Here is a 23,572-nt window from a genome sequence, read left to right on the forward strand (position 1 = left end):
ACCTACTTTTTTGATCGCACAAACGTATCTAAATCACCCTGCTGAATAGATGAATCCTGATTTGTGGTCTTAGATAATTTTGCAGTCATTTGATTACTTAAAAAACCTTCGCCCTGCTCTTTAAGCATTCCAATAGACTGACTTGGATTTACCGCCATTTGACCAAGGCTTTTCATTTGATCAGCAGATAAATTAAGATTAAGTTTTTTTGAAACAGTATTGAGGACGTTATTAGTTACCTGATTTTTAATCTGGCCTACTGTTTGCCCAGCTAAATTATCTAAAGTATTCCTGCCCAAGTTTTTGAAACTATTTTTATTCGTTGAAAGAAGATTATTTTGCAACTGAGACATTGTATTTTGCCCCATTGCCTCTAGGGCGTTTTTCATTAATCCTTGAACACTTTTGACTGGTTCAGCCCAAGTGTATTTACGATTAAAATCACTGCTTTGCAGCCATGCACTTGTATTATCCTTCTCAAAAACCACTTTAGCTGGTCCGGGTGCAATGCCTGTTACTTGTGCGAAGCCATTTCCATCGAGTTTTCCTGTAATTTGCTTACCTAATGAATCAATGACCTTATAGCTATTTTGCTTGAAGAAGTTATCCCCACCATAACTCCGCAGTAGCTCTAATGCTCCCTGCATAGGTTTAGCTTTAGGTAACTGAGGACTGTTTGCACTCGCACTTGCTCCCGAAGTAAATAAATGCTGCCCAGCCTTCACTTCAAACTTTCCGCCTGTGACAGGGAAAATTCCCGAGCCATTAATCTTGATTTGAGATCCGCCCGCCGTAATAACAATTTCTTTAGAGGCAGTAATTTCAATTCGATCTTCTGTAGAAATAATCTGAACGCCTTTACGTGCAATTAAGTCTGCTCCGTCAGCTTGGGCTTGTATCTCAACTTTACCTTTACCCGCATAAAGCCTAGCTCCCTGTTGGGCTGCAAAAAGACTGATCTTATTTTGTGCGTGTGCGATTATGTTCTTTTGAGTGCTTAAATTAATACTATCTCCGGCACTTTGGCTTAATTGGCCATCTGCACTTAGATGTATATCCTCGTTACTCGCTATAGCCATGCTATTTGGTGCACTCAACACCATAATAGCTTGCTTAAATACAGCTGCTTTGTCTTTATCTTGCTGTTCAATTTGCTCTAAAAAAGTTTTTAGGTTTTCAAGTATTTCCAGTGGATCAGTTTGCTGATTTTTAGCCACCTCACTAAGTGCCTTAGCATTATTTAAGCCGCCTTCTATTTGTTGCTTGGCATCGGCTGCGTCTAAATGTGCGCCTTGGGCTTGATCCTGTTTATGAGTAGTGATGAGTAAACCACTTCCAGCTCGAACAGAACCCCATTGGTCCGTTCTGAGTTCAAAACCTTCACCACGACCCTCACTCTCAGCTTTGTCTTTCGGCTGGCTCAAATTACCAAGATTTAACTGACTTGCAGCATGGCTACTTTGGAGTTGCGCACTAATTTGCCCAGTTGTATCATCAAGACGTAACTGGTTAAAGCCTTTTCCACCCACCTCTTCTGAACGAATACCACTAAGCTTTTTGGTATCGGGTAATTGCCCTTTCTGATCAAATTGGGTTGGATAACGTTCAGCCTCATGAATACGGCCTACCACAAATGGGCGATCGACATTACCATCAAAGAAATTAATAACAACGATTTCTCCTACACGTGGTAAAAATCTTGCACCATAGCCTTTTCCAGCCCACGGAGTTAAAACATCGACCCAAGCCGAATCGGTGTCATTGTCATTACTTCCAGCTCCACCATCGTGGCTGTGGTCATCATTTCTGGTAAACAAGAAGCGAACCTTAATACGCCCCCATTGATCAACATAAATTTCTTCTCCTTCTGGTCCTACCACTCTGGCACGTTGTACAGAAGCTTTTGGTCGATCTTGTAATGGCTGGTATTCTGGTACTATCTTAATTTGACGACGTTGTAAAATCAGCTCATTACCTTGACGTTCTTCTGTATTATCCAACTGCCAATCGCTTTTTTGAACCAAAGCTTGAATTTGCTGATTTAAATCTTTGGGTAAATTGTTTTGATTGTAATAACTCTTACCAATAATTAAGAACTCTTTGTCTGCTCCACTATGCAGATCAATTTCTGGATGTTCATTAAGTTCAAACCAATATCCGACTTGGGTATCCCGTACCGTGGTTTGAGCAATAAACTGCTTAGATTGGGCATCATGGTAAGCGCTGAGGTTCTGATTGAACTTTTCTAGTTGTTGGCCACTAGCTGAGGTAGCCCCATCTTCACCGTTTAAATCCTGCATCCATGCTGGACTAAAATGCCATGCATCTTCTAGACTTAAACTTTGGTTGTCATAGTTGGCACTATGCTGATGTGTACTTTGTACACTGCCTGCCCCATCGGTTTGTTGTAGTACATCTGACTGCCAACGCTGCACAAAAACAGAAGTCGGCTGCAAACGACGTCCAGCGATCAGACTGGTCATACTGTCAAATTGTTCAGTTGCATGACTTCGATGGTAACGGATTGTTCTTCTTGTTAGCGCTTGATATTGGCTATTATCATCAATGAGACGTAGCTTTTGTGCATGAATATGATCTGTATTGCTCTGTACAGTAAGCTCTGCTTCATCAATCAGCCAGTTAATGCCTTCACTACGCCATAATCGTGTTAAAAAATCATAGTCACTTTCGTTCAACTGCATAACGAAAGGACGAGTATCATATTGTTGTTTTAAACCACTCAAATCTAGTGTAAGGCTAGAAGTAAATAATGGACTTTTCCCTTGCCATTCTTTAAACAAAATTTCACTAATTTCTTTTACACTCTTGTTCATAAACACACGACTATTTCTGCGTTTATGCCAGAGATAAGTTGGATCATTTATGGTGAGCTTATATAAAGTTAAAGCACCATCACTTTGCCCCTGCGATGCTCCCGTAATAATACCCGTAGTTCGAAATAATTGTCCTTGATCTGTCACCTGATCAACAGCAATCTGTACACCTATAAATTGTTTGAGCGCAATGTGAGCATTGGTTGATAAACAAATCAGCTCTGCTGTCACGCCCTGATTAAGATGATGTTGCCCATCTATACGTTGTAGAAAAACCTGACTATTCAGGGATGCATCTGAAAATTGAAGGTATACCGAACGATGTTTTGAAAGAAAACCAAAATTCTCTAAAATTTGAAAGATATTATTAAACATCACTTTTTTATAAATCTGAGTTATAAACATCAATATTTTATAAAAAATAGACAGATTTGTCTATTTTTAAAACTATCCTATTTTAGTCGACAATATAAAACCCTATATAATAAAAATTTAAAATCAAAAGCTTACAAAAAAACATCTCACAATAAATAGAAAAATAAATTTTAATTCTCTAAAAAATTGTACTAATTAAAGTAGCTTCTTTAATTATTAATAAAAATCACTAATTATTGATATAGAAAACACTATTGCTATAATCAATGTAGTGACAATAACTTACTTCTCTTCTCACTTCATTTACCCCAAAGACATCAGAAAATATTCCAATAACCGCTCTCTTTCATCGGGTTTGTTTGGGTCTAAAAGCTGAACCATGGCCCCATCAATTACAAACAAAAACATATGCGCCTCTTGTTTTGAGGCATTTGTATAACTCGCTAAAAGCAATTGATAGATTTCATTAATCAGCCAGTTTCGATATTCAATTATAACCTGATAGGCCTTTGGATACGTTTTCGCTATCTCGAAAATAGCTTTAAATGGCAAATGATAGAGTCCGTCTAAGTCGGCATGTAAATAGTAAATCTTGCGAAGCTTTTCAAACAGCGTTAAATCTTTTTGAACATAGATAATTGAAAGCACCTCATGTTTAAGCCCATCTTTTTGAAAGGTTAGGCTCATTTCAATAAGTCGTTCTTTTGAATGAAAGTAATTATAAAAAGTTGCTTTTGAAGTTTTTGAAGATTCAAGAATGCGGTCTACTCCGACTTTATGAAAACCGTAGTTATTAAAAAGATATCGGGATGTGTGAAGCACACTTAAAGCACGAAATGGAAGATCTGAATGAGGCATATTTTTACCGTTTTAAAATAAGTTCTTGTTGTAGGTGAGATACTTTTTTGGGAGAAAAAAGGCATAGCAAAGCCTATAAAGACTGTGCTTGGCACATCTCAAGTTTTATTGTTGCTAAGTTTTAATCGTGACGATTTAAAGCCTGAAAACCTTTAGGTAATCAAACTGCTTTAACGTTTAAGTTGTGTCGATATAGACTTTGGCAAAGGCTGCCAAGAAATAATGAATGTGCAAAGCCAACTCCTTTTTATTGGGAGTTCTGCCAAGTCATTAAAATTATGGTGGCAGAACGAAAGGGGGTTAGCAGACTGGCCGAAAAAACCCAGCACACCCGAAGGTGTCCCCCTCCCGTTCCGCCGCAGAGGGGGCACGAGGGTTCGTCACTAAAAGATTGCTCTTTTAATGCTTTTCGGAACGGTCTGCTAAAACCGACTGGCAATGTGGCCAGCAGGCAAAGAATAGTGCTCTACCCTTTTACAGTCAAGCACACACAATGACATTTGCTTTAAAATAGATCATTAAAAAGTAAGGATAAATAATGAATGAGTTATTGTTAAATTGGGGTTTATAAAGGGAAATCATTAGAGTTGAAACCAAGGTTTTTTTGGCTTAGCTCCAGTATATGCTGGGCTAACTTTAATTGGCTCCTGACCTTTTTCACATTTTTGCACACCCCACTCACTCGGCCGAAAACGCGCATTAGCTCCATCGGGTTCAGGTTTACCAAATTCTTTTGCAATATCATAATGAATGACTGGAATTTCAAATAACACGACGTCCCCACGAGAACAAGCGATAGTAGGATGCTTTGTGTCGTAAACCCATTTACCGTAACCATTTTCCTCATTAGGGTCAAAGCGCATAACTGGACCTATTTGCTGATCCCACGCCAATTCCATTCGAGGAGGCTCCATCGCGGTTACCCACATTCCTGCGACTTTTACAGGATGAGGGAAACGTACAGCCTGTAATCCCCGTAAACTAAAGGGTACTTGTGGCTCACCGTTGTCAAAAGCATCATAACGACTGATTAAGCTTCCTTTAGGAATCAACAGTTCTCCGTATTGCGCATCTTGAGATAAAATGAAATGACTACGACTTTCTTTATAATGCTCTTCAAGTGCAAACTCATACCCTACCGATGCAGTCATATAAAATAGATAACCTGCCCACAGATCACATATCAATGCCAACAGCGTAATGAATAATATCTTTCGAGAAAAAAACCTTACAGGATTTTGAGCCTTATTTCGCCAAAAGAGAATTACTTTCACCAACAAGCCTAGTGTTAGAACAACACCAATTAATGGAGTAATAAACAATAGAAAAATTGCGAAAAAAGTGAATGGCTGTACTGGTATCATAATTTTTAAATCTTTAACTTCATATTTTTCTAAGGTGGACCGCTAAGAAAATTATATATATGTATATTAAAAAATAGGCATTGCTATTTAGTACTTACATGACAAAACAAGAATAGTTGCTTCCATTTTTACTTATGATTTTTTAAAAATATACATCTTTTCTGAATTTAATATGATTGGCCTGATATAAAGTATAAAAATTAAACGAATCCCATAACGCTAATCTAAATAAAAAAGCTAAGCCACAATTACGGTGACTTAGCCTTTAAAAATAATTTTTAAATTGAAAAATTACTTATTTAATGTCTGTGAATTCAGAAACAGGTTTGTTCACTTCAACTTTAGTGCCACCGAATTTTTCACTCACAAACTTTTGAACTTTAGGTAAGTGGTAAAGCTCACCAAGTTTCGTATAGATTGGGTCATTTTTGTTTGCTTCAGCAACACCCAATAAGTTCACATAAAGCTTAGTAGACTGATCAATAGGCTCACGGAAGATCGCATCTTTCATTACATTTAAGCCGCCTTCAAGCGCCAATGTATTACCGAGTACAATCGCATCTACATCGTTTTTAACACGAACTGCCGTAGTCATTTGAATTGGTTTTAATTTCAAATTCTTAGGATTTTCAGCGATGTCGTTTGTTGTTCCTTTTACAGGGTCAAAATTCGGTTTAAGTTTAATCAGCTTAGCAGACTGTAATAATGTTAAAGCACGCGCTTCGTTGGCAGTATCGTTTGGAATCGCGATGGTCGCGCCTTGTGGGAATTCTTCAACAGATTTAACTTTATTTGCATAAATACCCATTGGCTCTAAGTAAGTTGTCGCAACAGCCGCAACTTTAGCAGTATTTGAAGAATTATAAGCTGCCAAATAGTTGAATGATTGGAACGCATTTACGTCTTGTTCGCCACTTGCTACAGATGTGTTAAGCACAACGTAGTCAGTCAAGTTGGTCACTTCAAGTTTAATGCCAGCTTGAGCAGTTTCAGGAAGCGTTGCAACGTATTTCCATACGTCAGTATCTGAACCTGTTGAAACCAATTTAATTGTGCGTACTGATTCAGTTTTGTCTTTAGCTGAAGCTGTATTTTCAGTTTGTGCAGGTTGTTTGTTACATGCAGACAGTGTGAGTACAGATGCGCTGAACAGGACACTAAATAATTTTTTCATAGATATATCCTAAACTAGGAAATGCCTACTCTACGAAAGAGTGAGACATTACCAACCATTGGGTCAAATGCAATTTTTGGGTGGAAATAATATCCAGATATAGGGCTTAGAAGACTGAATTCAGCATTATTCCTTCCTTGAACTTACTCGCTGAACAATAGAATTATGTTTTGAATCAGTTTCTAAATATGGCCTCATCATATATCAATAAATGAATATTCTACAAATAACTTGTTCGATTCTGATATATAGACCTGCTATTGCTAAGATATTGAAAACATAAAATATATTATATAAAGATAGCAATTTTGATTAAAATATACACTCGATTGATTTATATGAAATTTTCGGCATTTATTAGCAATATTTAAGCTATATAGCGTTGTAATTTTTATTTTAGGCATAAAAAAAGCCCCTGTTTTCACAGGGGCTTTTTGAATTTGGCGGAAGCGGTGAGATTCGAACTCACGGAGGACTCACACCCTCGTCGGTTTTCAAGACCGGTGCATTAAACCACTCTGCCACGCTTCCATGTGCGTAAGAATACAAAGCTTATTCATTTTATTCAAGAAAAAAATCACCGCTTTGTGTTCAAGTGCATATTGTTTCATCAATTTTACAGTTGGGCAGCCAATTCTGCTCCTTCTTTGATCGCACGCTTCGCATCTAACTCTGCTGCGAGCTTTGCACCACCAATAATATGGTAGTTCGCGATCGTCGACTCCCCTTCTTTTGGCATCAAGTTTTTTACCGACTCTTGCCCTGCACACACCACTACCGTGTCTACACGTAAAAGCTGGTCTTGACCATTATGCTCAATCCAAAGCCCTTCGTCGGTGACTGCTTTATATTGCACACCACGTAACATACGGACACCATGCTTTTTAAGCTGTGCGCGATGGACCCAACCTGAAGTTTTGCCAAGGCCAATACCGAGTGGTGTTGTTTTACGCTGCAATAAATAAATTTCACGGATTGCTGGTTCAACCACTGGCGGCTGCATCCCCCCTTCAGAAACATAGTTTGGATCTGGGTCCACACCCCATTCACGTTGCCACTCGGCTAAAGGTTGAGGCTGTGGTTGATGTGGTGGTTTAAGTAAAAACTCAGACACATCAAAACCAATACCACCCGCACCAATCACTGCAACTTTTTGTCCAACTTCTGCTCCTTTTAGAACTTGAGCATAGGAAAGGACTTGTGGTGCATTACTTCCTTCAATTTTTAATGCACGAGGAATTACACCCGTTGCAACAATCACTTCATCAAAACCTTCACGTTCAAGCTGCTCACGGTTCACGCGAGTATTTAAACGTACATCCACCCCAGTTTTTTCGAGTTGGACTTTAAAGTAGCGAATCGTTTCGTGGAATTCTTCTTTGCCCGGTACGACCTTGGCAAAGTTAAATTGCCCACCTACTTCCGCCGTTGCTTCAAATAAAGTAACCGCATGACCACGGCTTGCCGCAACGGTTGCTGCCGACATTCCCGCTACACCGCCACCTACAACAGCTATACGCTTAGGCTGTTTGGTTTTTAAATAGACCAGTTCCGTTTCATGCCCTGCACGCGGATTCACTAAACATGACACACGCTTATTTTTAAAAGCATGGTCTAAACAAGCTTGGTTACAGGCAATACAGGTATTAATTTCATCAACGCGGTTAGTCGCAGTTTTATTTACCCAAAATGCATCGGCCAATAAAGGACGTGCCATTTGAACCATATCCGCTTTGCCAGTTGCCAAAATTTCTTCGGCAGTTTCAGGCATGTTAATTCGGTTTGATGCAATAATCGGTATAGAAATATGCTGTTTTACATGAGCCGTGTAATCGACAAAAGCTGCACGAGGCACAGAGGTTACAATGGTCGGAACACGAGCTTCATGCCAACCAATGCCGGTATTTAATAAAGTGACACCCGCTTTTTCTAAAGCTTTTGCAACAGTCACCACCTCTTGCATAGTGTTGCCGTCATGAACTAAATCGAGCAACGACAAACGGAAACAGATAATAAATTTTTCACCGACTTTGGCACGAATCGCCTTGACGACTTCGACCGGAAAGCGCATACGGTTTTCAATATCACCACCCCAACGGTCAGTACGCTGGTTCACATGGCTGCTTAAAAACTGGTTAATGAGATAACCTTCCGAGCCCATAATTTCAACGCCGTCATAGCCTGCTTTTTTGGCAATGTCAGCACAATGTGCATAGTCATCAATCGTACTTAAAATATTTTTTTCAGAAAGCTGACGCGGTTTAAATGGTGAAATTGGCGATTTGATCGGACTAGAAGACACTGCAAAAGGTTGATAACCATAACGGCCAGCATGCAAAATTTGCATTAAAATTTTTGAACCATGCTTATGCACAGCATGTGTAACTAAACGGTGCTGCGGAATATCGGTTAAACCATTCATGGTTCCACCCATGGGTAGTAGCCAACCTTGACGGTTTGGAGAAATCCCTCCGGTCACAATCAGGCCAACCCCACCTTTTGCACGCTCTTCAAAATAAGCTGCCAGTTTTGGGTAATTGTAAAAACGGTCTTCAAGCCCCGTATGCATGGATCCCATCACCACACGGTTTTTAATGGTGGTAAAGCCTAAATGTAATGGTTTTAATAAATTGGCGTAACTTGTCATGCTGCGTCCCAATAATTTTTTGCAACTTGTTGCATACTACTTTAATACTTTTTTGAAATGTTAGGATGACCACACGTATTTTTTTACGTGTTGAAATTGTCAATTATTCGAGCTTGTGACCCTTCATTTAATTTTTTATGGGCAATTGAAACGTTGAAGCTTTTTCCCATTTAAATAAAGAAAAAAATAGCATCACGACAGCAATCACAGTTCCTACAGGAAACATATTTATATTTTTTCCTTTTATAGAATTTCTTCTAAATTGTCATACTAATCGTAAAACTTTATATTTTTCCAATATTAATCTATTTTTCAAATGAAAAAAAAAGAATTCCTTTCCTAACAGAAAAAAAATCGATTTGAAAAGTGATATAGTACTGAGCGAATAAATTCTCTTGGTCACCGAAGTATTAGGGTGCCTATTTCGAAATAGTTAGGACTAGCAATGACTGATAATGCAACGATCTTGCAGCATGTACCAGTAGGCAAAAAAGTTGGGATTGCCTTCTCCGGAGGCTTAGACACTTCAGCAGCTTTATTGTGGATGAAACAAAAAGGCGCTGAGCCTTATGCATATACTGCGAACTTAGGCCAGCCAGATGAAGATGACTACGATGCAATTCCAAAGAAAGCAGAACAATACGGCGCTGTAAAAGCTCGCTTAATTGACTGCCGCTTACAACTTGCGCTTGAAGGTATTGCTGCGATTCAGTGTGGTGCATTCCATATCAGCACAGGTGGCGTTCCATATTTCAATACGACTCCTCTCGGTCGTGCAGTAACAGGTACTATGTTAGTTACTGCAATGAAAGAAGATGACGTAAACATCTGGGGTGACGGTTCAACTTATAAAGGTAACGATATTGAACGTTTCTATCGTTATGGTTTGTTGACCAACCCAAATCTTAAAATTTACAAGCCTTGGTTAGATCAAAACTTCATCGATGAACTCGGTGGCCGTGCTGAAATGTCACAGTTCCTGATCGACAATGGTTTTGACTATAAAATGTCAAAAGAAAAAGCGTACTCAACTGACTCAAACATGTTAGGCGCAACTCACGAAGCAAAAGATCTTGAATACCTAAACGCTGGTATCAAAATTGTTGACCCAATTATGGGCGTTGCTTTCTGGAAAGATGAAGTTGAAATTACTCCAGAAGAAGTGACTGTACGTTTTGAAGAAGGTGTACCTGTTGCATTAAACGGTCAAACTTTTGACAGTCCGGTTGAGCTTATTCTTGAAGCAAACCGTATTGGTGGCCGTCATGGTTTAGGTATGTCTGACCAAATCGAAAACCGTATTATCGAAGCGAAATCTCGCGGTATTTATGAAGCACCGGGTATGGCCCTTCTTCATATTGCTTACGAGCGTTTGGTTACTGGTATTCATAATGAAGACACGATCGAACAATACCGTATTAACGGTTTACGTTTAGGTCGTCTGCTTTACCAAGGTCGCTGGTTCGACTCTCAAGCGCTTATGTTACGTGAAACTGCGCAGCGTTGGGTTGCTAAAGCTGTTACAGGTGAAGTGACTCTTGAACTTCGTCGTGGTAATGACTACACCATCATGAACACTGAATCTCCAAACTTAACGTACGAAGCTGAACGTTTAACAATGGAAAAAGGCGATTCAATGTTCTCGCCTATGGACCGTATTGGTCAGTTGACTATGCGTAACCTCGACATTACCGATACACGTGCAAAACTTGGTATCTATACAGATGCTGGTTTACTTTCAATCGGTCAAGGTTCTGCTGTACCACAACTTGATAGCAAGAAAAAATAATTTTCTTACTTAATAAAAAGGCCACCGACAAGGGTGGCTTTTTTATTTCAAATATTTGCGCTTAAACAAGTTCTGATACTTCCAAGGGTTGATAATAAATCTGGTTGCGTCCAAGTTGCTTAGCTCGATATAAAGCTTGATCCGCAGCGTGGATTAATTTTTCCTGATTTACTTTAAAACCTTCTGTATAAACAGTAAAACCTAAACTAATCGTGACATGCTTAGAGACTAAAGATGCTGCATGAGGAATCGCTTGTCGCTCAATCGCTTTATAAATATTTGCAGCGACAGCATAGGCGCCTTGAGCTGGTGTTTTCGGTAACAGCACCACAAACTCTTCTCCACCATAACGAGCAACAAAATCGACATGCCGAATCGAATTTTTAATTGCAGCGGCAATAGATGAGATGACTTTATCCCCCATTTGGTGGCCATAAAAATCGTTATAATTTTTAAAAAAATCGATATCAATAAATAAAACAGCCAATGGACGCTTTTCTTGCTTTGCACGATAGTAAAAAAAGTCGAACATCTCATCAAAAGTACGTCGATTTGAGATGTTGGTCAGTGCATCCTGCTGGCTTAAATGAAGCAATTCAGATGCCTCAATTCTTAAAATCTGTTCATTAAGTTCAGCAAGCTGGTTATTTAAAAAAAGGCTTCTTTCTCTAGAGGTGAGCATCGTGCTAATTGAAAAACCTAAAATACAGCTTCCAAACAGCGCTCTTCCCAAAGCAATATAATCACAATTTGCTTGCAATAAAATCAGTAGAGAAAAAACACAAATTGCTGCGATCAACCCCACATAGAGCATATGTAAAGGCTTTATACCGCTTAGGATAAAACCTAGCATATATAAAAAAGAAAGTAGCAACATTGACTGGTTTTTAAGGGCGACATTTTCTACGCTAAGCAGCAGCATTGCATTGATAATAATGGTCAAAAATACAATGCCACAGGCAGCGATATAAAAATATTCACTGAGGCCTTTAAACTTTGCAAAAACCCAAAATAATAGTAGCGCACAAGCAATATTAATTGCACTTAGTAAGCAATAAATGAAGTCCCAAGTAATATTAGGCACCCCGATTACCAAGTAGTCAGTCGGTAAAGCCAGTAAAATAAAAATAAGGTAGGTTAAAATGCCACTTGCTAAAAATTTTGAGATATTTTGTTTAGTTCGCTCAAGGTTTAGGCACCAGAATTTTTTTTCTAATTGATGTGGCAAAGGCGTATTGGCATAACGATGGGTATGTAGAGTTACTAAATATTCTATTTCTTCTTTTGCTTTGAGTAATTCATGTACATTTCCCCTATTCGCCACTACTTGATTCCTGCTTCTTACACATTAACAAAATATAACATTATTTTTTAATGCGTCTGGCGCTTTATTTTGCCATTTGTCCGTAATTCTCGTTACCATTTTCACACTTTATCGATTATCATTTGTTTTATTTCGAAGTTTGAACTGCCTTGGACTCTATTACCCTGCTCCAGCCAGATGATTGGCATGCACATTTACGTGATGGTTTAGCATTAAAACGTACTGTACCTGATTTGGCCAAACAATTTGCTCGTGCGATCTGTATGCCAAACCTTGTTCCACCTGTAAAAACTGTGGAAGAAGCATTGGCTTACCGTGAACGTATTCTTGCTCATGTTCCAGAAGGTCTTCATTTTGACCCGCGTATGGTGCTTTATTTTACTGATTTCACCTCACCAGACGAAGTTCGTAAAATTAAAGAGTCTGGACATGTAAATGCTATTAAACTTTACCCAGCAGGCGCGACCACTAACTCTGATAACGGTGTAAGTGACATTCGTAAAGTTTATGCAGTCATTGAGCAATTAGAAGAACACCAAGTTCCGTTATTACTTCATGGTGAAGTGACTCATAACCACGTTGATATTTTTGACCGTGAAAAACGCTTCTTAGATGAAGTTTTATCACCGTTATTAAAACAGTTCCCAAAACTTAAAGTGGTACTTGAGCACATCACAACAAGCGATGCTGCACACTTTGTTTTAGAACAAGACCGCAATGTCGCTGCAACAATCACGCCTCAACATTTATTATTTAACCGTAATGATATGTTGGTGGGTGGTGTTAAACCGCATTTTTATTGTTTACCAATTTTAAAGCGTCAAACTCACCAGACCACTTTGCTTGAAGTTGCAACTAGTGGTAACCCTAAATTTTTCTTGGGTACAGATAGCGCACCTCACTCGCAAAATGCAAAAGAAAATGCGTGTGGCTGTGCGGGCTGTTATAGTGCGCCTAATGCAATTGAACTTTATGCTCAAGCATTTGATCAAGTGGGTAAATTAGAGCGCCTAGAAGGCTTTGCTAGCCACTTTGGTGCAGACTTCTACGGTCTACCACGTAATACTTCTACTATTACTTTGGTAAAAGAAGATAACCTCGTTCCAGAATCTTTTGATTATTTAGATGATCAAAAAATTATCCCGCTGCATGCCGGGAAAACGCTGCAATGGAGAAAAGTGTGACACAAGAAACCTCTGTCCCGGTCATTGGCCAACGTTTTCGTGGCTTCTTACCTGTTGTTGTTGACGTTGAAACGGCAGGTTTTAATGCCCAGACAGATGCATTGCTAGAAATTGCGTGCATTCCAATTGTGTATGATGCTCAGGGACAATTTGTCCCTGGTCCAGCATTTCATGCGCATATTAACCCGTTTGAAGGGGCTAATCTCGACCGCCGTTCGCTAGACTTTATTGGTATTGATCCATTCAATCCGATGCGTATGGCAATGGCTGAAGATGAGCGCACCGCATTACGCCGTATTTTTAAATCGGTGAATGAAGTCCGTAAACAGCAACATTGTACCCATGCAGTGCTAGTTGGTCACAATGCGCATTTTGATCTTGGTTTTTTACAAGCAGCAATTGCACGTACAAGCACAAAAAATCAGAACCCATTCCATAGCTTTTCAGTGATGGATACGGTTACTTTAAGTGCTGTAATGTTTGGACAAACTGTGCTTGCTAAAGCCTGTATTCAAGCTGGAATTGATTTTGACGGTAAAGAAGCTCATTCTGCTTTGTACGATACTCAGAAGACTGCTGAACTGTTTTGCTATATTTTGAACAAACTGTCACCTTACCTCCTTGACAGTTTGGTGGCGGCTTCTTAAGATACCGCCATCCTCAACGTCCCTATCGTCTAGAGGCCTAGGACATCGCCCTTTCACGGCGGTAACCGGGGTTCGAATCCCCGTAGGGACGCCATATACTTTCTTTTAAGATTCTTTTTTCTTTTATTTTTAAACGTTCTGTTTATATTTCTAATTTTCTGTATTCCTCCATAAAATACACTTGTGCAAATATATTACCGATCCAGTATTTCCTTTACATAGATTTACAATATAATAATTCTTATTTCTATACTGATATTTATTATCAACAAGGTTTTAAATGGATCTTAAGCTTCGCCTTCTCTCCCTGAGCATCGCTCAACTATGCTGTATTTCAAGTGCTTTCGCAGAAACCAATGGTTCCTCAACGACGCTTGCTACGATTAAGATTAAAGCCCAACAAGCTGCCGACCAAGCCTATAAAGTCGATAGCTCAAGTAGCGCAACACGTAGCGAAGTCGCATTAAAAGATACGCCACAATCGGTCAGCGTAGTGACCCAAAAAGTAATTGAAGATATTGGTGCGACACGTTTAATCGAAGCGCTTGATTTGGCTGGCGGCGTTACTCGTGCTAATAACTTTGGTGGCCAAGGCTTAACAGGGTTTAATCTCCGTGGTTTCACTAGCGGTGAGTTTTACCGTAATGGATTCCCGATTAACCGTGGTTATCCAAATGCCCCTGATAGTAATACAATTGAACGTGTAGACGTTTTACGTGGTCCCTCTTCTAGCTTATATGGCCGTGGTGATCCAGGTGGTACGTTTAATCTAATTTCTAAAACACCGAAGTCTGAGCAACAAACTACTTTAGGTGCCCAGCTTAGCAGTGAAGGTTTATATCGCACTACTATAGACACTACAGGCACTATTCCAAATGCAGAAAACATCGGCTATCGCCTCAATGTGATTGCAGAAGGCGGTGATAGTTATCGTGATCATGTCGAATCCAAACGATATGGCATTGCTCCAGTCATTCAATGGCAAGCTTCTGATGCAACCAAAGTTACTTTTGAAGCAGATATCTTACGAAATCAGCATCCACTTGATCGTGGGCATACGCGCTATGCAGGTCAGAAATCATTTAACAACTCCCCCGAAACCTATTTATGGGAAACAGGTAAATACAATAATCGACTCTACAATGATAATGACATGACTCAATTACGAGTTGAGCATGACTTGGGAAATGACTGGAAACTTAATGCGGGTGTGCAATATCTACATGGCAAATTATATGGCTATGCGGTAGAGGCAAATGGCATACAGGCCGATGGAGAAACTTTAGACCGAAATTACAACTATCGTGAATTAAAATGGCAAGATACCGATGCCCAAATTAATCTAACAGGTAATTTCCAACTTTTAGGTTTAGCTCATACTTTAGTGACTGGGCTTGAATATGAAAATTATGATTATAAGTCATATATTATTCGTTCAGATCCTAAGTCAAATAACTATCCAATCAATATTTATGATCCAGTTTTAGGCCAACCTCTGCCCGAGCTTAAAAATATTACGACCCATGACCGCGAAAATCTAAAAACAACTGCCGTTTTTGCACAAGACCAAATCGATTTAAATGAGCGTTTAAGTGCGCTACTGGGTTTACGTTTTGAGCACTACGAACATGATTACAAAAACCTATTACCAAATACTGCAAACTGGAATACCAGTCATGACGCATTTATTCCACGTTTAGGTTTAGTTTTTAAAGCCCGTGATGATCTTTCAATCTATAGCAATGCTGCAAAATCGTTTAAACCAAATACAGGGGCTAGCCGTAATGGAGAGGGATTTGACCCAGAAGAAGGCATGGCTTACGAGTTAGGCTTTAAATGGCAAGCACTCGACAATATGCTATCGGTTGACTCCGCTATTTTCTATGCAAAAAAAGAAAATGTCTTAACCCTCGATCCTGTAGATTCAGCCTATAAAGTTGCTGCTGGTGAAGTCCGTAGCCAAGGTATTGAGCTAAATATTGCAGGGCAAATCACTCCAGCTTGGAAAATTATTGGTGGATATGCCTATACAGATGCAGAAGTCAGCAAAGATAATACTTTGAAAAAAGGAACAGCACTGGCCAACATTCCAAAGAATAGTTTTAATCTTTTAAATATCTATGAATTTCAGGATGGTCCTTTACAAGGCCTAGGTCTAGGAATTAATCAAAAATATATTGATAAGCGTGCAGGACAAACCGCTAATAGTACTTACACCATGAAAGGTTATGCGGTTACAGATTTGGTTTCTTATTATCAGGCGACGCCGAAACTTCGTCTTAACTTAGATGTGAAGAACATTTTTGATAAAGTTTATGATGAAAGTGCCTTTAATTTATATGCTTATCCGGGTGAATCACGTACGGTTCAATTGGGTATGAGTTATACATTCTAAAAAAATGCGCCATTTCAGTTTTTGAAATGGCGCATCTGGTTTACGCAGACTTACGTGAATTCACTTGTCCTTGAATCACCGCTTTAATATTGCCTTTGGCATAATTTAAAAACACCACTAGTGGTGAAAGTTTTGGATTTGGTTTTTTACCCTTACCAATGGTTTTAAATTGAGCGGCATACCAAATAATTTCCATAATTGCCATCTTATCGACAAATGGTAAGCCTGTTTTAATCGGTTTCACGGCATAGCGAACATCTTGCCCTGCAATTAAACGCTCTGTTAAATCGGTTTCTACTGCAAATGGGCGAGCAATACCAATAAAGTCACATGCTCCACTTTCAAGTGCAGCGTTCATGCCTTCTACAGTACGGAAACCGCCTGTCACCATGAGTTTACATTTAACATGCTGGCGGATTTTCTCTGCAAAATCTAAAAAGTATGCTTCACGTGCAATCGTGCTTGCTTTACGTTTATCTGCCTTAGCTCCAGCCATTGCTGGTGCCTCATAAGTACCACCTGAAATTTCAATTAAATCGATACCAGCTTCATCCACTGCTTTAAACACAGAAATTACATCTTCTTCGCTAATTCCGCCCCGTTGGAAGTCGGCCGAGTTAAGCTTCACTGAAATGATAAAATTATCTGAAGTCGCTTCACGTACCGCTTTATAAACCTCGAGTAAAAAACGAGTACGATTCTCAACGGAACCACCCCATTGATCTGTGCGCTTATTGGTTAATGGCGATAAAAACTGGCTAATTAAATATCCATGTGCACCATGTAATTGTACTCCTTCAAAACCTGCTTTTTCACAGATTTGAGCTGCTGTGGCAAAGCGTTTAATAATATCTAGAATCTCTTCATGAGTTAATTCACGTGGTGTTCCAAACATGGTTGCTAATGCTGGACTAAAAGGTACTGCTGATGGTGCTACAGTTTCTTTATTTAAACCTTTTGGACACTGGCGACCTGGATGCGATAATTGAATCAACTGAACCATGCCATATTTTTTACCTAATGCCGCCCACTCTTTTAAGCGCTCTAAGTCACGTTCAGTTTCAATAACAACAACACCCGGTTCATTTTTCGCTCCGGCATTTACCATGACATTACCCGTAATTGCACAGCCAAGCTCACCTTTTGCCCATGCACCATATAGACCCAAATGTAAGTCATTTGGTTGGCCTTCATAATTTGCAAGCGCTTCACTCATTGCGCCTTTAATAATTCGGTTTTTAAAGGTGGTATTGCGTATCGTGATGGGTTGAGCAATCTGGTTCATGGTTAACCTCTTTTTTTGATTTTTTAGAGCAATTACTCTAATTTAAATGAATTATTGGGCGTGTCAAGGCATAATCGATAACTGACAATAGCACATGTCAATTTTAAAGAATATAAAAATATGCAACTTTTTGCATAAAATAAAAATTTTAATTATTTTATTTAAAAACAATTAATTAAGATCTTTTTTTAAAGAGATGATCTAATTAATTTTCTGGTATATTCAGTTTGAGGCTTAGAAAATAGGAGTTCAGTTTCCTGATATTCAACAACTTTTGCATGACGCAATACCATCACTTTATGGCACAGTGCTTTCACTATATTGAGATCATGACTAATAAAAATATAACTTAACTGCTCGGTTTGCTGTAATTGTCTCAACAACTTGATCATAGCTTTTTGCGTGGTCCGATCTAAGGCAGAGGTAGGTTCATCCAAAATTAAAAGTTTAGGCTGAACCACTAAAGCTCTAGCTAAAGCCACGCGTTGACGTTGTCCACCTGAAAGTTCATGAGGATAACGATGTTGAAAATCTTCAGCCAATTCAACCTTTACCAATACAGATTCAATTTGCTGTTTGATCTCGTTATCAGCTACTACTTTCACTTTCACCCCTTCAGCAATAATCTGCCCTACTGTCATACGCGGATTTAAACTGCCAAATGGGTCTTGGAAAACAAGTTGAAAATCTGATCTCATCAACCGTAGCACTTTTGGCTGTAGCTGATTCAAATCTTGCCCTAAAAAAACAATCTGCCCTTTACTCTGAATAAGCTGAACCAAAGCGAGGGCTAAAGATGACTTACCAGCACCACTTTCACCAACCACCCCAAGCGATTCACCTAGAGCAAGGTCGAAACTCAAATCCTCTATTGCGGTGAAATATCCTTGAATACGATTTAAAATTCCTTTTCTTATCGGAAACTGTACGCTGAGGTGTTGTACTGATAAAACGTTTTGTTGAGCGGATTTAGGCTCTACACTTCCAAAATCATGCTCTAATAACTGTGCTGTATAAGCTGTTTTAGGGTTTGTAAAAATTTGGCTCAGTTCACCTTGCTCTACTACACGCCCACTTTGCAATACAATAAGTTTCTCAGCATAGCGATGTACTAAATTGAGGTCATGGCTAATTAAAATAAGTGCCATTCCATATTTGCTTTGCAAAGATTTTAATAGCTCTAAAATCTGTATCTGTAAAACCACATCCAATGCAGTAGTAGGCTCATCAGCAATCAAAATTTTAGGTTGAAGTGCCAATGTCATCGCAATCATGACACGTTGTCTTTGTCCACCAGAAAGCTCATGCGGATAGCGTTTTAAAATTTGCTCTGGTTCAACAATTCCCACATCTTTAAGCAGTTCAACTATTTTTTGTCGAACTACAAGTTTTGAGAAACCCGATAATAGAAGGTTTTCCCCTATAATTTTTTCAACACGATGAAGCGGATTTAATGCAGTAGCAGGCTCCTGAAAAATCATAGCGATTTGGCGACCGCGTAAATTTGATTGAGCTTTTTCATCTAGCTCAAGCATATTTTGTGAGCCAATCCAGACCTGACCTGTTATTTCTAATTTTTCTTGTAGCAACCCCATTATTGCTAAGCAGCTCATCGATTTACCTGAACCACTTTCGCCAACAATAGCAAGTGTTTCCCCTTCATTTAAGTGGAAATTCAGGTCATCCAATAAAACCTTGTGAGCTTTGGTTTGAACCGAAAGATGCTCTACCTTTAATAATGTTGAAACGTTGTTTAAATCATTTTCTTGGGTCAAACGCATCACGGGCCGCCTCCCCAATATAAATTAAAAGTGAAAGAACAATTGCCAAACTAAAAAATCCTGAAATTGCTAGCCATGGTGCATCTAAGTTATTTTTACCTTGTAGCAATAATTCACCTAATGAAGCTGCATCGGGTGGCAAACCATACCCTAAAAAATCAAGGGCAGTTAAAGCACTGATATTAGTCGTTAAAATAAATGGTAATTGCGATAAACTCGAGCTTATCGCATTTGGCAAAATATGCCTAAAAATAATAGCGCGATCAGTCACTCCCAATACTTGGGCTGCACGAACATAATCTAGCTGGCGAGCTTTCAAAAACTCTGCTCTAACGATGCCCACCAAAACGGTCCAGCCAAAAAACAACATAATGAAAAATAGCCAATATACGTTTGGCACAAACATACTGACTAAAATCATGACCATAAAAAGCATGGGTAAGCCATTCCAGACTTCAATCAATCTTTGTCCCAATAAATCGATCCAGCCACCGTAGTAACCTTGGATAGCGCCAACGGTAATTCCAAATAAAGCGGAACAGAAAGTTAAGGCTAAACCAAAAAGTAACGACACTCTTAAGCCATAAAGAATACGGGCAAAAACATCCCTGCCCTGATCATCTGTTCCTAACCAGTTTTGTTTGGAGGGTGGTGATGGCACCGGAACGGCCAAATCTAAATTGGGCGTTTGATAAGAAAACTTAACGAGTGGCCACACTGCCCAACCTTTAGCCTCAATAAGCGTTTGTACGGCGGGGTCTTTATAATCAGCTTCTGTTTCAAACACACCACCAAACGTGGTTTCTGGATATGTTTTTAGCACAGGCAAATAGTAAGAATCGTCATACTTTACTAACAGCGGTTTATCGTTAGCGATCAACTCCGCAGCTAATGACAAGACCAAAATCACACTAAATAAAATAAAGCTGGCCCAGCCCAATTTATGCTGTCTAAAGCGCTGTAATCGAGTCCGCACAATCGAAGACATTATTTGTCCCCTTGTGCATCAAAGTGAATTCGAGGATCAATCCATTGATACAACACATCACAAATGAGACGTAAAATTAGGCTAAATAAAGTAAAGAAAAATAAGACACCAAAAATAACAGGATAATCGCGCTGAACAAGGGCTTCAAAGCCCAACAAACCCACCCCATCCAAATGAAAGATAATTTCTACAAACAGGTTACCTACAAAGAAAATACCCGCTAACGCTTCTGGTAACCCGCCCAGCACAACTAAAATGGCATTACGAAAGACATGTTTATATAGCACTTGTTGGCTATTTAGACCTTTTGCATAGGCTGCCAAAACGTAGGGTTTATTGAGTTCTTCTAAAAATGAGTATTTAGTTAAATAAGTTAAACTGGCAAAACCGCCTAATACCATAGTAATCAGTGGCAGAGTCATATGCCATAAGTAATCAGTAACTTTGCCCCAAAGACTCAGTTGATGAAAGTTATCTGAGACTAAATTTTGTAATGGAAACCATTGAAAATAAGAGCCACCTGCAAAAAAAACAACTAACAAAATGGCAAACACAAAACTTGGGACAGCATATCCTACTACGAGGATTAATGAAGTGGAGCGATCGAACCAAGAGCCCTGCTGCCTTGCCTTTTTTATTCCCAGCGGAATAGAAATGAGGTAAATGAGCAAAGTACTCACCAGCCCAAGTGAAATGGAAACAGGCATTTTTTCCCATAACAATTGCACAACAGGTTTATCTTTAAAGAAACTTTGTCCAAAATCTAAAGTTAAATAGCCTTTTAACATTAAGAAAAACCGTTCAGGAGCAGAACGATCAAAACCATATTGTGCCTTAATTTGTTCAAGCATTTCAGGGCTTAGACCTTGGGCACCTTGATAATAAGTTTCTGCACTCAATGCACGACCAATTCCCAAATCACTTTGTGCCTGATGTATTGCTTGCTCAACTGGCCCACCCGGTGCAATTTGCACAACCACAAAGTTAATCAACAAAATGACGAATAATGTGGGAATCATTAAAAGAAGTCGCTTGAGAATATATGAACCCATATAACAGGATTTCCTTTATGGCAGGTGCTTTTTATTGTTGATGTAAATACTTGGCAACTTTTTGGCTTTATTTGCATCACTCCACCAATATTCTATCCCAGAAGAAAGTGCTGGTTTAACTTTAGGTTGTTGATACATATTCCAATAAGCATACCAGTTTTCACCTTTACCATAAGTCGGGATTTGATAATAACCGGCTCTAAGCAATCGATCGAGAATGCGAGTATAAATAATCTGTTGTTCACGGCTCTTACTCGCAACGAGTTTTGAAATCACTTGATCAATTACTGGATTGCGGATTCCCGCATAATTGTAATTTCCATCCTGCACTGCGGCTACACTTCCCCAAAATTGAGATTGTTCATTGCCCGGATTGAGAGATTGCGGCAGGTTCATCGTGGTCATGTCAAAATCGTAACGACGAGTTCTTTCTAAATATTGCGGTGCATCAACCTGACGTAAATTAACCGCAATGCCTAACTTTTTTAAGTTACGAATAAAAGGCATGAGTGTTCGTTGTTTACCATCTTGCTGAATCAAAAACTCAAGCTGAACTTTTTTCCCTTCAGGTGTAAATAGCTGTCCTTCTTTAACTTTGTAGCCAGCCTGTATGAGTAATTGCCGTGCAGTTAACAAATTCTGACGGTTAAACCCACTCGCATCTGAAACTGGGTATTTCCAGTTTGCTAAAACACCTTGCTGCATGAGTGGAGATAACTTAGGCAATAACGGCTTTAATAACTCTAATTCAGTTTTTGAAGGTCGACCTGTTGCTGCTAATTCACTATTTTCAAAATAACTTTGAAGGCGTTGATATTGTCCATAAAACAAAGCTTTATTTTGCCATTCAAAGTCATAGGCATAGGTTAAGGCTTGTCTAAAACGAATATCATTTAAAGGTTTTCGTCGTGTATTAAACACATAGCTTTCAGTGGCAATGGGATTATGGTGACGAAACTTATATTGAGCAACCAGCCCTGCTTTTACGGCTGGAAATCGATAATCTGTTACCCATTTTTTTGGATTAGTCTCTTCATGCAAAGTGTATTGCCCAGATTTAAATCCTTCAAAAGCAATATCCCAATTTCGATAATAAACATATTTTAATCGATCAAAATTATAACGTCCTTTATTAATAGGCAAATCTTTTGCCCAATAATTTGGATTTCTTTTATAACTAATGCTTCTACCCGGATCAATTCGTTCAACGACATACGGTCCCGAGCCAATAATTGGTTGTAAAGTAATTCGGCTAAAATCTCTTGTTTGCCAATCTGCTTTTGAATAAATGGGTAAGGTTGCCAAAATGTATGGCATTTTAGGGTTATGCGTAGATTTAAAACTAAACTTTACCTGATGGGTGTTTATTACTTCTGTTTTTGCCAAATCAGCAAGGTACATCTGTAAACCTAAATTTGACTTCGTCTGATAAGCATCAAAACTAAACTTAACATCTGCTGCAGTGACCGGCTGTCCATTACTAAAACGAGCCTTAGGGTTTAAATAGAAAGTAACAGACTGCGTTTTTTCTGAGTCATAACTCACTTTCTGTGCCAAAAGCGGATATAAAACCCCGACCTCATCTAACGACTGCGTCATTAAAGTATCAAAAAGATAATTAACACCTTCTGTTGCATTCCCCTTCCCATTCATACTATTGAGGTTATCAAAAGTTCCTTGGGCTGCCTGACTTAACAAACCACCTTTTGGAGCGTTAGGGTTTGCATATGGCATTACCATCATTCCCAAATATTTAGGCTTGGAATGAATCGCTATATATGAGGTGGTTTGCTGTGCAGAAAAAACTGCATGCGAAATGACACTGAGCCCGACTAGCAGGCTCAGTTGAAAAGATGATTTATGCATAAGTTGCTA

14 protein-coding genes, 2 tRNA genes and 1 pseudogene are annotated in these 23,572 nt (G+C 39.0%); 5 read left to right on the plus strand and 12 right to left on the minus strand.

Annotation, left to right across the window (positions count from 1 at the left end; all coding sequences use genetic code 11):
* Positions 1-2: 2 nt before the first annotated feature.
* The 6 genes from F931_RS13160 to F931_RS13185 all read right to left on the minus strand — a co-directional run bounded on the left by F931_RS13160 (position 3) and on the right by F931_RS13185 (position 9,252).
* Positions 3-3,212 carry a type VI secretion system Vgr family protein gene (locus tag F931_RS13160; RefSeq protein ID WP_155237669.1) on the minus strand — a complete coding sequence of 1,070 codons (3,210 nt, stop codon included), beginning with the start codon at positions 3,210-3,212 and terminating at the stop codon, positions 3-5.
* A 300-nt stretch (positions 3,213-3,512) separates the two neighbouring features.
* On the minus strand, positions 3,513-4,067 hold the full coding sequence (locus F931_RS13165) for a TetR/AcrR family transcriptional regulator (protein WP_016141834.1): 555 nt from the start codon (positions 4,065-4,067) through the stop codon (positions 3,513-3,515).
* Between the two features lie 581 nt (positions 4,068-4,648).
* Complete coding sequence (locus F931_RS13170) at positions 4,649-5,389, minus strand: hypothetical protein (RefSeq protein WP_080649704.1); 741 nt, start codon at positions 5,387-5,389, stop codon at positions 4,649-4,651.
* A 337-nt stretch (positions 5,390-5,726) separates the two neighbouring features.
* Positions 5,727-6,605 carry a MetQ/NlpA family ABC transporter substrate-binding protein gene (gene plpA, locus F931_RS13175; RefSeq protein WP_016141836.1) on the minus strand — a complete coding sequence of 293 codons (879 nt, stop codon included), beginning with the start codon at positions 6,603-6,605 and terminating at the stop codon, positions 5,727-5,729.
* A 441-nt stretch (positions 6,606-7,046) separates the two neighbouring features.
* Positions 7,047-7,136, minus strand: a tRNA-Ser gene (locus tag F931_RS13180).
* A gap of 85 nt (positions 7,137-7,221) precedes the next feature.
* Entirely contained in the window at positions 7,222-9,252 is a 2,031-nt protein-coding gene (locus F931_RS13185; protein WP_016141837.1) for an NADPH-dependent 2,4-dienoyl-CoA reductase, read from the minus strand.
* A 445-nt stretch (positions 9,253-9,697) separates the two neighbouring features.
* Between F931_RS13185 and argG the strand changes: the two genes are divergently transcribed.
* On the plus strand, positions 9,698-11,041 hold the full coding sequence (gene argG, locus F931_RS13190) for an argininosuccinate synthase (RefSeq protein ID WP_016141838.1): 1,344 nt from the start codon (positions 9,698-9,700) through the stop codon (positions 11,039-11,041).
* A gap of 61 nt (positions 11,042-11,102) precedes the next feature.
* Here the strand turns inward: argG and F931_RS13195 are convergent, their stop codons facing one another.
* Positions 11,103-12,365, minus strand: coding sequence for a GGDEF domain-containing protein (locus tag F931_RS13195; RefSeq protein WP_016141839.1), 1,263 nt, complete (start codon positions 12,363-12,365; stop codon positions 11,103-11,105).
* A 149-nt stretch (positions 12,366-12,514) separates the two neighbouring features.
* Between F931_RS13195 and pyrC the strand changes: the two genes are divergently transcribed.
* The 4 genes from pyrC to fhuA all read left to right on the plus strand — a co-directional run bounded on the left by pyrC (position 12,515) and on the right by fhuA (position 16,591).
* A complete protein-coding gene (pyrC, locus tag F931_RS13200; RefSeq protein WP_016141840.1) occupies positions 12,515-13,549 on the plus strand; it encodes a dihydroorotase in 1,035 nt (344 codons plus the stop codon).
* A complete protein-coding gene (gene rnt, locus F931_RS13205) occupies positions 13,534-14,196 on the plus strand; it encodes a ribonuclease T (RefSeq protein WP_016141841.1) in 663 nt (220 codons plus the stop codon). Before pyrC ends, rnt begins: the two co-directional genes overlap by 16 nt.
* Before the next feature lie 18 nt (positions 14,197-14,214).
* Positions 14,215-14,290: transfer RNA gene (locus F931_RS13210), tRNA-Glu, on the plus strand.
* A 186-nt stretch (positions 14,291-14,476) separates the two neighbouring features.
* Positions 14,477-16,591 (plus strand): TonB-dependent siderophore receptor, encoded by a 2,115-nt coding sequence (fhuA, locus tag F931_RS13215; protein WP_016141842.1) that lies wholly within the window; start codon positions 14,477-14,479, stop codon positions 16,589-16,591.
* A 40-nt stretch (positions 16,592-16,631) separates the two neighbouring features.
* On the opposite strand, the gene noxB is transcribed toward fhuA, so the two are convergent.
* The 5 genes and pseudogenes from noxB to F931_RS13240 all read right to left on the minus strand — a co-directional run bounded on the left by noxB (position 16,632) and on the right by F931_RS13240 (position 23,563).
* Positions 16,632-17,876, minus strand: coding sequence for an NADH:flavin oxidoreductase/NADH oxidase family protein (noxB, locus tag F931_RS13220; RefSeq protein WP_016141843.1), 1,245 nt, complete (start codon positions 17,874-17,876; stop codon positions 16,632-16,634).
* A 188-nt stretch (positions 17,877-18,064) separates the two neighbouring features.
* The gene (gene yejF / locus F931_RS13225) at positions 18,065-19,660 is read right to left on the minus strand and encodes an ABC transporter ATP-binding protein (RefSeq protein ID WP_080649497.1); all 1,596 of its coding nucleotides are present in this window, start codon (positions 19,658-19,660) and stop codon (positions 18,065-18,067) included.
* Positions 19,635-20,645, minus strand: coding sequence for an ABC transporter permease (yejE, locus tag F931_RS13230; RefSeq protein WP_016141845.1), 1,011 nt, complete (start codon positions 20,643-20,645; stop codon positions 19,635-19,637). The genes yejF and yejE overlap by 26 nt, the downstream gene beginning before the upstream one ends.
* Positions 20,645-21,697, minus strand: coding sequence for a microcin C ABC transporter permease YejB (gene yejB / locus F931_RS13235; protein WP_016141846.1), 1,053 nt, complete (start codon positions 21,695-21,697; stop codon positions 20,645-20,647). Before yejB ends, yejE begins: the two co-directional genes overlap by 1 nt.
* A 31-nt stretch (positions 21,698-21,728) precedes the next feature.
* Positions 21,729-23,563: pseudogene (locus F931_RS13240) on the minus strand (extracellular solute-binding protein).
* Positions 23,564-23,572 lie beyond the last annotated feature (9 nt).

Origin of the sequence: Acinetobacter pittii ANC 4050 (assembly GCF_000399685.1) — a bacterium.
Classification (GTDB): Bacteria; Pseudomonadota; Gammaproteobacteria; order Pseudomonadales; family Moraxellaceae; genus Acinetobacter; species Acinetobacter pittii_E.

What these genes read in the sequence shown, in the direction of transcription:
- argG (WP_016141838.1), top strand. Translation starts at nt 9,698, where the DNA reads ATGACTGATAATGCAACGATCTTGCAGCATGTACCAGTAGGCAAAAAA.
- yejE (WP_016141845.1), bottom strand. Translation starts at nt 20,645, where the DNA reads ATGTCTTCGATTGTGCGGACTCGATTACAGCGCTTTAGACAGCATAAA.
- F931_RS13165 (WP_016141834.1), bottom strand. Translation starts at nt 4,067, where the DNA reads ATGCCTCATTCAGATCTTCCATTTCGTGCTTTAAGTGTGCTTCACACA.
- noxB (WP_016141843.1), bottom strand. Translation starts at nt 17,876, where the DNA reads ATGAACCAGATTGCTCAACCCATCACGATACGCAATACCACCTTTAAA.
- F931_RS13185 (WP_016141837.1), bottom strand. Translation starts at nt 9,252, where the DNA reads ATGACAAGTTACGCCAATTTATTAAAACCATTACATTTAGGCTTTACC.
- fhuA (WP_016141842.1), top strand. Translation starts at nt 14,477, where the DNA reads ATGGATCTTAAGCTTCGCCTTCTCTCCCTGAGCATCGCTCAACTATGC.
- rnt (WP_016141841.1), top strand. Translation starts at nt 13,534, where the DNA reads ATGGAGAAAAGTGTGACACAAGAAACCTCTGTCCCGGTCATTGGCCAA.
- plpA (WP_016141836.1), bottom strand. Translation starts at nt 6,605, where the DNA reads ATGAAAAAATTATTTAGTGTCCTGTTCAGCGCATCTGTACTCACACTG.
- yejB (WP_016141846.1), bottom strand. Translation starts at nt 21,697, where the DNA reads ATGGGTTCATATATTCTCAAGCGACTTCTTTTAATGATTCCCACATTA.